The sequence below is a fragment of the Natronoarchaeum mannanilyticum genome (assembly GCF_039522665.1).
GTDB lineage: Archaea > Halobacteriota > Halobacteria > Halobacteriales > Natronoarchaeaceae > Natronoarchaeum > Natronoarchaeum mannanilyticum.
Window position 1 is genome coordinate 276,507 of the sequence record NZ_BAAADV010000003.1, and the last position, 11,580, is coordinate 288,086.

Annotated in this window: 11 protein-coding genes; 3 read left to right on the forward strand and 8 right to left on the reverse strand. The window is 67.6% G+C overall.

Features of this window, described 5'->3' with window-relative positions; translation table 11 throughout:
• Positions 1-96 precede the first annotated feature (96 nt).
• Positions 97-1,413 (forward strand): DUF7115 domain-containing protein, encoded by a 1,317-nt coding sequence (locus ABDZ81_RS09910; protein ID WP_343773806.1) that lies wholly within the window; start codon positions 97-99, stop codon positions 1,411-1,413.
• Here ABDZ81_RS09910 and ABDZ81_RS09915 read toward each other — a convergent pair.
• Positions 1,397-1,753 (reverse strand): DUF5830 family protein, encoded by a 357-nt coding sequence (locus tag ABDZ81_RS09915; RefSeq protein ID WP_343773807.1) that lies wholly within the window; start codon positions 1,751-1,753, stop codon positions 1,397-1,399. The genes ABDZ81_RS09910 and ABDZ81_RS09915 overlap by 17 nt on opposite strands.
• 227 nt (positions 1,754-1,980) lie before the next feature.
• Here ABDZ81_RS09915 and ABDZ81_RS09920 point away from each other — a divergent pair, with 227 nt between their 5' ends.
• The gene (locus tag ABDZ81_RS09920) at positions 1,981-2,649 is read left to right on the forward strand and encodes a TVP38/TMEM64 family protein (RefSeq protein ID WP_343773808.1); all 669 of its coding nucleotides are present in this window, start codon (positions 1,981-1,983) and stop codon (positions 2,647-2,649) included.
• On the opposite strand, the gene ABDZ81_RS09925 is transcribed toward ABDZ81_RS09920, so the two are convergent.
• From ABDZ81_RS09925 to ABDZ81_RS09940, 4 genes are all read right to left on the reverse strand, one after another.
• Positions 2,642-3,535, reverse strand: coding sequence for a homing endonuclease associated repeat-containing protein (locus tag ABDZ81_RS09925; RefSeq protein WP_343773809.1), 894 nt, complete (start codon positions 3,533-3,535; stop codon positions 2,642-2,644). The two genes, ABDZ81_RS09920 and ABDZ81_RS09925, sit on opposite strands and share 8 nt — an antisense overlap.
• The gene (locus ABDZ81_RS09930; RefSeq protein ID WP_343773810.1) at positions 3,504-3,641 is read right to left on the reverse strand and encodes an HVO_2523 family zinc finger protein; all 138 of its coding nucleotides are present in this window, start codon (positions 3,639-3,641) and stop codon (positions 3,504-3,506) included. The genes ABDZ81_RS09925 and ABDZ81_RS09930 overlap by 32 nt, the downstream gene beginning before the upstream one ends.
• A 41-nt stretch (positions 3,642-3,682) precedes the next feature.
• Complete coding sequence (locus tag ABDZ81_RS09935; protein WP_343773811.1) at positions 3,683-4,633, reverse strand: hypothetical protein; 951 nt, start codon at positions 4,631-4,633, stop codon at positions 3,683-3,685.
• Positions 4,634-4,718: 85 nt separating this feature from the next.
• Complete coding sequence (locus ABDZ81_RS09940) at positions 4,719-7,847, reverse strand: adenosylcobalamin-dependent ribonucleoside-diphosphate reductase (protein WP_343773812.1); 3,129 nt, start codon at positions 7,845-7,847, stop codon at positions 4,719-4,721.
• Positions 7,848-8,295: 448 nt separating this feature from the next.
• Here ABDZ81_RS09940 and ABDZ81_RS09945 point away from each other — a divergent pair, with 448 nt between their 5' ends.
• Positions 8,296-8,511, forward strand: coding sequence for a DUF8029 family protein (locus tag ABDZ81_RS09945; RefSeq protein WP_343773813.1), 216 nt, complete (start codon positions 8,296-8,298; stop codon positions 8,509-8,511).
• Positions 8,512-8,692: 181 nt separating this feature from the next.
• Here the strand turns inward: ABDZ81_RS09945 and trpG are convergent, their stop codons facing one another.
• From trpG to ABDZ81_RS09960, 3 genes are all read right to left on the reverse strand, one after another.
• Positions 8,693-9,343, reverse strand: a complete 651-nt coding sequence (gene trpG, locus ABDZ81_RS09950) for an anthranilate synthase component II (RefSeq protein WP_343773814.1) — start codon at positions 9,341-9,343, stop codon at positions 8,693-8,695.
• The gene (gene trpE, locus ABDZ81_RS09955) at positions 9,340-10,974 is read right to left on the reverse strand and encodes an anthranilate synthase component I (protein WP_425541906.1); all 1,635 of its coding nucleotides are present in this window, start codon (positions 10,972-10,974) and stop codon (positions 9,340-9,342) included. Before trpE ends, trpG begins: the two co-directional genes overlap by 4 nt.
• Positions 10,971-11,580, reverse strand: a 610-nt coding sequence (locus ABDZ81_RS09960) for a phosphoribosylanthranilate isomerase (RefSeq protein WP_343773815.1), incomplete at its 5' end; no start/stop codon positions are given. The genes trpE and ABDZ81_RS09960, both read right to left, overlap by 4 nt.

Sequence of the window (11,580 nt, forward strand, 5' to 3'; positions counted from 1 at the left end):
TTCTCATCTCCGGCGGTCGAGGGTGTGAGTCGCTCACGAGGCTGCGGGGCACGGAACGGCCCGCGGTTTTAAGCTATGGGGCAGAAAGAATGGTGCATGAGCGTACCCGGAGCAGTCGAATCGGCCCTCGACGGCGAGGACGTCGCGGCGGAGGTCCCCCTCGGCGGCGAGGACGTGCTGTACATCACGCCGACGCGGACGCTGATCTACCGCGGCGAGGGACTGCTGAGCGACGAAACCGTCGAGGAGTACCCCCACGACGCCGAGCGCCTGACGGTCAAGGAAGGGCGCCGGAAGACGCGGTTCAGCCTGGAGTACCCGCTCGAAGGAACCAAGGAGTTCACGCTCCCCTCGAACAGCGCCGAGAGCGCGCTCCACCCGGTGCTGGCGGGGATCATGAACGCCGGCGGCGTCACCGATCCCGGCGAGACGGTCGTCAAGACGTTCCGATTCAGCGAGCTGACGCTGGTCGTCACCAGCGAGCGCCTCGTCAAGCACATCGGCGAGGTCGTCTGGGACGAGGACTACGAGGAGTTCCACTACGCCGACGTCACCGGCCTCACCTTCGAGGAGGGGAGCGTCGCGACCCAGATCGTCCTGGAGGTCGACGGACGCCAGCAGCGCATCAAGGCGCCCAAAGAACACGCCCGCGAGGTCCGCGAGCGGCTGACCCAGGCGCTGTGTAACTACTACGACGTGAGCTCGATCGAAGAGCTGCGCGCCGCCATCGCGCCCGACGAGGAGGTCGCCGACGCCGGCGACGACGCGCCGGCGGTCGCCTTCGGCGAGGGCGTCGATCCGCTGGACGCGAACCCGCCGGCACCGGACGACGAGGATCTGGTGAGCGATCCCGACAACGCGACTTCGGACGCCGACACGACCGCAGACGCCGGCTCGGCGTCGAGCGCCACCTCGGACGCAAACGCTGGGGAGACCGTGAACGCGGGATCGGCGGACGCCGAATCGACACCGGTCGCGAGCGACGCGGCCGCGTCGACGGCCGGTCAGTCCGAGTCGGCAGCGAGTGAAGGGATCGAAGCGCGGTCCGCCGACGCCGCGAACGAGCGGGCGAGCGAATCGGCGACAGATTCCGTCGGGCAAGCTGACGGCGCTCAGCGCCAGCGGAACGACGCGACAGCGGGGGCGGCGGAGAATCGGACCCGGGAGAGCAGCGCAGCGTCGGAACAGCGAGCGGCCGACGCGGATGAAGCCGAAAGCGGGTCCGAACCGGAGTTCGATTTCGAGGAGGCGGGCTTCGAGCCGGCGGAGTCGGACGAGGACATCGACGCGGCCGACGACGTGGCCGCCGAGATCGCCGAGCTCCGCGCGGTCGTCGAGGAGCAAAACGAGCGGCTGGATCAGCAGCGCCGCGCCATCGAGCGGCTGGTCGAGGAGCTCAGTCGCGGCCGGTGACCTTCCGGATGCAGGAGGAGCCGAAGGGCCCCAGGTCGCCCGAATCGAATCGGATGAAGTGACCGGTCGAGAGGCCGGCGCCGCAGCGCCGACACTCGAAGTCGCCTTCTTTCTGGACGACCTGGCTCTCGAAGCTGACGTGCGTGCCCCGCTGGGGCCGGACGACGCCGTCCTCGCGCTCGATGATCCCGCGCGTCTCGGCGGTTTCGAGGATCTCGCGGGTGACGGATGGGTGGGTCGTCACCGTCTCGATGCGGTCGACCGCCTCCGCGACGCTGAGCTCCTCGTGTTCGAGCGCGGCGAGCAGTTCGAGCCCGACCTCGACGGGGTCGCCGTCCATGCGTTCTCCCGTGACTGCGCGGCCGAGCGGATTAAACGTTGCGCGGCCGGCGCGGGGCCCGGCGACGTCGCGCGGCCGTTGCGACGCCGCGGCGAGGGCGGCATCACGCTGCCGCGGTGCGGTCGGCATCACGACGCCGCGGCGAGGGCGGCGTCCGAAAGCGGATTCCAGCGATCGGAGCCGCCCCACCAAAAGAGGTTCAAGGGGTGCCTGTCATCTGGGAAGTGATGCAACCGGGAACGCGGCGATCGCTGGCGGGCGTCGGCCTGCTCGCGGTCGTCGTCGCCGTCGCGCTGACGCTCTCGCCCGACGCGGCGATCGGGGCCGTCGACGCCGCGGCGGACGATCCGGCGACGTTCCTCGCGGTCGTCGCCGCGCTGTACCTCGTCCGGCCGCTCGCGCTGTGGCCGCCAACGCTCGTCGCGGTCGTCGTCGGCTACGGTCTGGGGATCGCGGCGGGCGTTCCCGTCGCGCTCGCGGGCGCCGTGCTGACGTCGGTGCCGACCTACGCCGCGGCGCGCTGGGTCGGCGCGGGCAACGACTGCGCGCCGGTCGAGCGCCTCGCGAGCGTCGGCGGCGGCTACTTCGGATCGGCGGGCGACTTGCGGGGCGTCGTCGCGGCGCGGCTGGCGCCGATCCCGGCCGACGCCGTCAGCTGCGCCGCCGGCCTCTCCGCGGTGCCGCTTCGCGCGTTTGCGCTGGGCGTGCTCGTCGGGGAGCTGCCCTGGACCGTGGCGGCAGTCGTCGTCGGAAGCTCGCTGTCGACGATCACCGCACGGGGGCTGGGCGGCGTCGGGCTGCCGCTTACCGTCGCGACGACGGCCGCCGCGGCATTCCTGCTCGCGGGGCCGGCGTACACCCACTTCACGGAAGAGGACACGGCCGTTGTCAACTGAATAAAACTGCCTTGTGTCGATTTCTGATGAAGTCAACGGCAACGTCCTTTTTTCGTCCGAGCGCTGGCTCCGTACTTTTGCCAGCAGGAAATAGCCACGTGTACAGAGCTAGAAGATCTTCCTTCCCCGAACTGCGTAGATACGCCCAATCACGATCATCAATCTCCTCGTGTACGATTTCGTAATCGACTGGTATCCAATCGCGTAACCGTTCCAATCTTTTAGAAGTGTTATCAGTTATGGTGAATTTCGAGACTCCGAAGTATCCATCAGCATCCGCCAACCCTCTTACGAAGGCTCGCTTTAGATCCCAACTAACGATGTCCGGTAACGCACCGTCGTAGGATTTATTAGTAGTGAAACCATTCTCAATCAGGTTCTCGGCGAACTTTGCGTCGCTTATTCTTAGTGAAAGACAGTCCCCGTCTTCTATCAATTCGTTTTCTGCTCCGATTGCTTGCTTGAAACGCCGAAGGTGAGGTTCGTCCTGGTTGTGGATGGTTAGTTGAACTCGGTAACTGTACTCCCGTTCCATGAGCGATCCGTCACCGAAGAGAAATCCTAGCCAGTAGGCGCTGTTCACACCGTCAATTTTCCTAAAATAGCGAGAGTCGACATCCTTACACGATCTGCCGTCTTTGCACGGTTCTAATCCCGCTTTCCGTTTGGCATCATCCCAGCTTCCAAACCGATTATAGATTACTGAGGGGGAGGGCCTGATATCAAGACTAGCGTACGCTCTTCGACTCGGCGACTCTCCAAGGATGGCCCTGGCTTTCCGTAGTGCAGTCAAGCAATCATCGCGCGAATACTGCTCCCTGGCGACCATATAATTTATTTCGTTTTTTCCTAATTCATTTTGTCCAAAACGTATCTCCGCAGTCATACACTACCCCGTGCTGCGGACAGACGTACTTGCAGTGGCGCTTGTACAGCGGCTCCTCGCACATCGGGCAGGGACGGCCGCCGTCCACTTCGTTCTCGTCGGTCACAGCGGACACACGTACGGAATCGATTTGAGTCTTGTCAGAGCTCACTCGCGGCTCGGGAGCCGCGTCACCCGGCCCGGCGTCGTGTGGAACTCCCAGACGCGCCGGTCGTCGTGGGCGGGCAACACTCGGTCGACCTGCCGGAGACCGCGCTTGATGCAGCCCCACCAGGAGTCGGCCGTCTCGTAGCCCGCCGGGCGCTCGTCGTAGAGTTCGTCGACGAAGTGCGAGCGCCGCGCGGTCTCGCGCTCGCGCAGCAGCGCCAGCGCTGCGCCGACCGCGATCCGGCGTCGCTCGACGAGCGCCTCGTCGTGACCCGGCACTTCCAGGGCGTCCAGGTCGGTGATTTCCTCGCCGGGGCGATCCGCGTCGGTGCCCGCCAGCGCGGCGTCCGACCGGTAGGTCAGCCCGCTCTCGGGGCTGCCCTGCAGCTGGTCGCCGGTCTGTAGCACCGCCTCGCGGGCGAACGCGTCCAATCGCTGCCCCTCGACGCCGGCGAGGTCGGTGGCCAGCTCGTTGACCGTGTCGTCCGAGATGCGAGCCTCGCCCGGCGCGAGGTTGTGGTCGACGGGCTCGTCGGCAGTAGATTTGCGATCGGTCGTGGCAGCGTCGTCTCCCTCGATTTCGGCGTCAGCACCGTGCGACGCCGCGTCGGCGTCCGACCGCGAGCCGGACGAGTCGGACCACGCGTCGGCGTCGAGCGTTGCGTTCTCGGTCCCCGCGTCCAGCGTACTGTTCTCCGCATCGGCCGACGCCGTTTCTGGGGCGTCTTCGGACGCGCCCCCGCCGGCCTCGTCGAGCTTCGCCTCCAGTTCCTCGACGCGCTCGGCGTACGCCGTGAGCGCCCGCTCGCGCTCCGAGCCGGCGTCGATGTTCGTGCGGTGATCGAGGATCCAGCGCAGATACGCCTCCCGGGAGTCGAAGCCCAGTAGATCCCGCTCGGTGTCCAGTTTGCGGACCAGCGACTCGGGGACGTCGATGCGGAGCGACGGCATCTACGACCGAGTAGATCGACCGGCGTAAAAAGCGCTCTGGCGCGTCAGACGGTCGTCTGACGCCGGCTACCGCGTCGGTTCCTGCTCAGCACTCCGACCAGCCGCAGGACTCGCAGGTCTTGCAGCCCTCGGAGTAGTACAGCGAGAGCGACCCGCAGTCGGGACACTCGGGGCTCTCGCCGGCGTCGATCAGGTCCTGTGAAGCCGACTTGTCGGCACCCTGCGCGCCGTCGGCGGAGGCGACGCCGCCGTCGGGCTCCGGTTCGGTGCGCGCGTCAGCTCCGCTAACCTCGTCTTCCAGCTCGGTGAGGTTCTGCTGCTGGGGGTAGGCCTTCTCGATCTCGCCGTCGAGGTAGCGTCGCATCGCGGTACCGACGGCGTCCGGGATCGACTGGATCTGCTCGCCCTTGTCCCAGGCGACCTTCGGCGACCGGATCCCCTGGAGCTCGTCGGCGATCTCCTCGGGGTCGACGCCCGAACGGAGCGCCGTCGAGATGGTCTTGGCCAGCGCCTCGGTAAAGGAGGCCGTGAAGCCGCCGGAGTTGCCGATGTTGGCGAACAGCTCGAACGGCCGGCCGTCCTCGTCCTCGTTGATGTTGACGTAGAGCTTCCCGTAGCCCGTGTCGATGCGCTGGGTGACGCCGTGGAGCACGTCGGGACGCGGGCGCTTCTTGGCGTACTGCTCGGCGAGATCGGCGTCGCCGTCCGCGAGGTCGAGCAGCTCCTCAACTTGCTGGTCAAGCGCGGCCTGGACGTCCTCGTTCTCGAGGAAGCCCTCGATCCCGCCGAACACGTCCTGGATCTGCTCGATCAGGGCCTCGGCGGCCTCGGACTCGTCGGCGAAGTCGGCGTTCTTCGCGCGCGTCGTCAGCACCTGCTTGCTGCGGGTGCCGTCGCGGTAGTAGGTGACGCCCTTGCCGCCGTGCTCGTAGATGTACTCGAACACGTCCTTGGCGTCGTCGACGGTGGAGTCGTTGGGCGCGTTGACGGTCTTCGAGATGGCCGAGTCGACGCCCTCCTGGCAGGCGACCTGCACGCCGGCGTGCTCCTTCGCGGAGAGCGAGCCGGTGGTGACGAACAGCTCGCCGATGGCGTCGGGCACCGTCGTCAGGCCGTCGATGCCGTCGAACTCGTTGTTGGCCATCTGCTCCTGGGCCTCCTGCTTGACGGCGTCGACGTCGAGGTCGTTCTCCTCGAGCACGCGGAGGAAGTAGTCGTCGAACTCGACGAGCATCTCGTCGCCCTGGACGTCGTCGCTGACGTTCTTGTAGTAGGCGACGTTGTAGATCGGCTCGCAGCCGCCGGTGGTGTTGCCGACCATCGACGTCGTGCCGGTCGGCGCGATCGTCGTCGTGTTGTGGTTGCGGATCGCAAAGCCGTCCTCCCAGTCGTCGGCGTCGAGGCCGGTCTGGCGCTCGAACCACTCGCGGTACTCGGTGGGGTTCGCGTACTTCGAGTTGTCCCACTCGTCGAAGGCGCCGCGCTCCTCGGCGAGCTCGTGGGAGGCCCACTTCGAGCCGTGGTTGATGTGGCGCATGACCTGGCGGGCGATCTCGTTGCCCTCGTCGCTGCCGTACTCGACGCCGAGCTGGATGTACAGCTGGGCCAGCCCCATGACGCCGAGGCCGATCTTGCGCATCTCCCGGACCTTCTGTTCGATCTTCTCGACCGGGAAATCGGACATCGTGACGACGTTCTCGAGGAACCGGGTACCCATCTCGATCCGGCGGTCGAACTCGTCGAAGTCGACCGCTTCCTCGAGGAACGCGTCGACGGCGTCCTCCAGGCTATCGTACTCGTCTGCGTGCTCGTCGGCCCAGACGCGCCAGTCGGGCGCCTGCTGGTCGGCGAGCGTCGAGAGGTTGATGTGCCCGAGGTTGCAGGCCTCGTACTCCTCGAGGGGCTGCTCGCCGCAGGGGTTCGTCGCGAGGATGCGGTGGTCGGGGTGTTCCTCGACGTCGAAGGAGTGTTCCTTGTTGACGCGTTCGAGGTAGATCACGCCGGGCTCGCCGTTCTCGTGGGCGCCCTCGACGATGTCGTCCCAGAGTTCCTCGGCGGGGATCGACAGCTCCTCGCCGACCTCGACGTGGTCGCCGAGGCCGAACATGTCGTACAGCTCCTTGGTTTCCTCGGTGGCGATGTGGGGTTCACCCGTGCGCGGGTTGGTGAACGTGAACTCCTCGCCCGCTTCCAGCGCCTCCATGAAGTCGTCGGTGACGCCGACCGAGATGTTGAAGTTCGAGAGGTGCCCCTCGACGGCGTTCCGGAGGTGCTTGGGGACCTTCCCCTCGTCGTCGATGAGTTCGCGAGCTTCGTCCAGGGCCTCCTGGAAGGAGTTGTGCGTGAAGTCGTCGGGGTCGTTCAGGCGCAGCGTCTCGGCCAGCGAGACGTCCTTGTTCTTGGCGTGGATGAACTGGATGACGTCCGGGTGCGAGACTCGCATCACGCCCATCTGGGCGCCGCGCCGCGCGCCGCCCTGGGCGATCGTCTCGCACATCTGGTCGTACGTGCGCATGAACGTGATCGGCCCCGACGCGATGCCGCCGGTCGAGCCGACGGCGTCGCCGTAGGGGCGCAGGCGCCAGAAGGCGTAGCCCATGCCGCCGCCGGACTGGAACACCTGGGCGGCCTCCTTGGCGGTCTGGTGGATGTCGTCGATGTCGTCCTCGGGGGAGTCGACGAAACACGCCGAAAGCTGCTGGAGCTCGTCGCCAGCGTTCATCAGGGTCGGCGAGTTCGGCATGAAGTCCAGGTTCTCCATCATGCCCTGGAACTCGTCGGCGACGTCCTCGACGTGTGCGCGGATCTCGTCGGGGAGCTCGGGGACGACGGTGTCGTAGGCGAACTTGTTGACGTTGTAGATAGAGAGCGTCGTCTCGACGTCGTCCTCGGCGGTCGTGCCCTTGCCGAACACGTCGGCCGCGAGCTCGTCGCGGCGCGGGTGGTCGGGCTTGAGCTGGTCCGGCGTGACCGAGATCTCGGTGTCCTGATTGCGAGCCTCGAAGACGGCCTCGGCGAGCGCGATGTTCTTCCCGACCCGATCGAACAGATCCTCCTGAGACTCGATCAGCTCGCCGTCGGCGTCCTTGCGCAGGTAGCGCGCCGGCAGGATGTTGTGGTACGCGTTGCCGGTCAGGCGCTCCTCCAGGGTGTCGCCGTCGGTGCGCTTGATCGGCAGGGTCAGTTCGTCGGCCGAGAGCTCCGCGTCGCTCATGCGGCGCTCACCTCGGGCGCGGGGCGATAGCCTCGTGCGGTTTTGTGGGTTGTGTGCGTCATGGTTCGGGGTAGTTGTGGACGGGCACTTCCTACTGGATGGAACCCTATAAAACGACCTGAATCGTCCACGCTTGCACTACTACAAATCTGTTTGCATAAACGTGTCACTGGTCGTGTGTGGGTACGTTCGGCACGCCCCTGACTCTGGGGGTTCGGCCCTGTGTGTGGCCATGGGACCAGGCATAATAAGCTTAGGCAGTCCGCAGTGAAAGTGAAAGGTCGGGTCGAAGACCGGTCGTTAGCGAGACAACCGACACCGGACATCGATACCCGCCGAGAACCGCCCTCGACGTCTCCGCCTCGCCCGTTTAGATGCCGCCCGGTACAGCGAAACCTGCGCCCGATTCTGGGGAACAGTTATAACCGCTCGGAGACATCTCCAGCCCATGATCAGTTCTGCCAGCGTCGCGGCCGGCGCGGTGATCGCCCAGTCGCTCCCCTCGGACCCCGCCACGCAGCTGCTCGGCGCGATCGCGGTCGCGGCCGTCGTCGTGTTCGCCGCGCGCCTGCTACTGAACCTCGCGTGGAAGCTCCTGATGATCGCGGGCGTCGTCGCCGCCGTGCTGTTCGCGGCCAGCATGGCCGGCGTCGGCGTACTCTGAGCCGGGCGACCACCGTTCCGGACGATCCGCAACAGGTTTACGGGGAATCGAGCGGCCAACCGACGTGTCTCCTGAGAATTGGCGCGACGCAGGTCGAGGCGGGTGCGCGGCCAGCCGCGTCGCGAACGCGAGCGCCGCCTGTTCGCCATTCCGACCGGTACGCGGCCGATATCCTCCCCTCTCAGACGTCCGCGAGGAAGTTCTCGATGACGTCGTGACCGATCGACGTGAGCACGCTCTCGGGGTGGAACTGGACGCACTCGATCGAGTGCTCGCGGTGGCGGACCCCCATCACGAGCTCCTCCCCATCGTGCTCCGCGGTGGCGGTCACTTCGAAGCAATCGGGCACCTCGGTCGCGACCAGCGAGTGATAGCGCCCGCCGCGGAACCCCTGGTCGATCCCGGTGAACACGCCCTCGCCGTCGTGCTCGATCTCCGAGGCCTTCCCGTGGATCGGCGCCGGCGCGCGGCCGACCGAGCCGCCGTACTCGTAGACGGCGGCTTCGAGGCCGAGACAGACGCCGAGCGTCGGCACGTCGGGGCTCAGTTCGCGCAGCACGTCCATCGTGACGCCGACATCGCGGTCGTTCTCGGGGTGGCCCGGTCCGGGGCTGATCACCACGGCGTCCGGGTCGATCGCGCGCACGTCCTCGAGACTGGCGGTGTTGCGGACGACCTCGGTCTCGGCGTGCTCGCTGACGTACTCGACGAGATTGTACGTGAAGGAGTCGAAGTTGTCGACGAACAGCACTCGCAGTTCGTCGTCGGACGCCGACGCCGCCGCGGCGTCGCGCGCGCCGGTCGTGTCCCGCTCGCCGGTCGCGTCGCTCATCGACTCACCTCCGGTTCGGTTTCGGCGTCGGGATCGAGTTCGATCCGATCGAGCGCGGTCAGCACGCCGTCCATCTTCTGCTCGGTCTCCTCGTACTCGGACGTGGGGTCGCTGTCGGCGACCAGCCCGGCACCGGCCTGGACGGTGATCCGGTCCTCGTCGGCGCCGTGCTCGACCGTCGCCGTGCGGATGACGATCGCGACGTCGGCGTCGCCGGTCCACGAGAAGTAGCCCACGCCGCCGCCGTACAGCCCGCGGGGCGAGAGTTCGAGGTCGTCGATGATCTCCATCGCGCGGATCTTCGGGGCACCCGAGAGCGTCCCCGCCGGGAACGACGCCCGCGTCGCGTCGAAGGCGTCCGAGTCGGGCGAGAGCCGTCCGGTGACGGTGCTCTCGATGTGCTGGACGTGCGAGTACTTCAGCACGTTCATGAACTCGTCGACGCGGACCGAACCGGACTCGCTGACCCGGCGCACGTCGTTGCGCGCCAGGTCGACGAGCATCGTGTGCTCGGCCCGCTCCTTGCCGTCCGCGAGCATCTCGCCGGCCAGCCGCCGATCCTCGACCGGGCTGGCCCCGCGCGGGCAGGTGCCCGCGATGGGGTTCGCCGTGACCTCGTCGTTCTCGACCGAGACGAGGGTCTCGGGGCTGGCGCCGACCACCGTCAGGTCGTCGTACCCGAGCAGGTACATGTATGGCGAGGGGTTGACTTCCCGGAGCGCCCGGTAGAACCCGAGTGGATCGACGTCGCCGTACAGCTCGCGCTTGCGGGAGACGACGGCCTGGTAGACGTCGCCGTCGAGGACGTGCTCCTTGGCGGCGCGGACGGCGTCCTCGTACTCGTCTTGCGGGCCGGCGACCTCGCGGTCGCGCACGAACGGGCCGCAGTCGGGCGCCTCGGCGTCTTCGAGGACACCCGCGACCCGCTCGGCCTCGGCGACCAGCTCGTCGTAGATCGCGTCGACGTCGTCGTCGGCCCGCACGACCGGCGTGAACACCAGCGAGAGCGTTTCGGCGACCTCGTCGAACACGAGCGTCTTCGTGTTGAGCACGAACTGCGCGTCGGGGAACCGCGACTCGGGACGCTCGACGCCGACCTCGTCGAGCCAGAGGTCGTACACCGCGTCGTACGCGAGGAAGCCGACGAGCCCGCCGTCGAGCTGGCGCCGGTCGCCGTTCTCGAAGCCCGCGAGTTCGGCGTCCGGCAGCGCCGAGCGCAGCGTCTCGGTGGCGTCTCCTCCAGTAGGATCGATCAGGTCGTCGTACCGATCGTCGCCGAGCACTTCGACGTCGGTCTCGTCGGGGTCGACCGTCACGACCGCGGCGGGGTCGTACCCCACGAACGAGTATCGCGCGTGGCGGTCGGCCGACGCCGACGTCGGGCGGAACGCGCCGTCGGGGTCGCTGGAGGCCGTCTTCTCGGCGCTCTCCAGCAGGAACGCGTACTCCGCGGGCGGCAGGTCGGTCGTCCGACCGGTCAGCGCGGCGTACGCCGACAGCGGCGTCGCGTCGACGTCGAGTTCGACCGACGTGCGGACGACCGCCGCGTCGGTGCCCTCGTCGCCGCCGATCGCCGCGTTGGCGACGTGCTGGCGGAACATCTCGCGTCCGGGCGTCAGTTCGGGCGTCATCGCGCGACCGCCTCCGACGGACGGGTGGCGTTCGCGACGAACCGGCGAACGGCGTCGGGGTCCTTGCGACCGTCAGCGCCGTCGGGTAGGTTCGCCCGCTCGACCCCACTCGCGACGTCCACGCCGAACGGTTCGACCGTCGCGACGGCCTCGGCGACGTTCTCGGGCGTCAACCCGCCGGCCAGCAGGACGGGCGACTCGACGTCGGCGATCGCCTCGCGCGTGCGTTCCCAGTCGTGGGTGTCGCCCGTGCCGCCGCCGCCCGCCGCGTCGACGGAATCGACCAGCAGGGCATCGACCGTGTCGTCGTACGCCGCGCAGCGCTCGGGCTCGTCGGCGTCGACCGCCTTGATCACAGGGATCGACACAGCGTCGGCGACCGTCGCCGCGTCTCTGGGCGAGAGGTCGCCGTGGAGCTGGACGGCGTCGGGATCGACCGTTTCGACGAGCTCGATCGCGTCCGCGGGCGTCTCGGGCATCGTCACGAGCACGCCTGTGACCAGCGGCGGAACGGCGTCGAGCAGTGCGCGCGCTCGCTCGGCGCTGACCTCGCGAGGCGTCTCGACGGGAACGTCGGCGATCACACCCACCGCGTCGGCGCCGGCG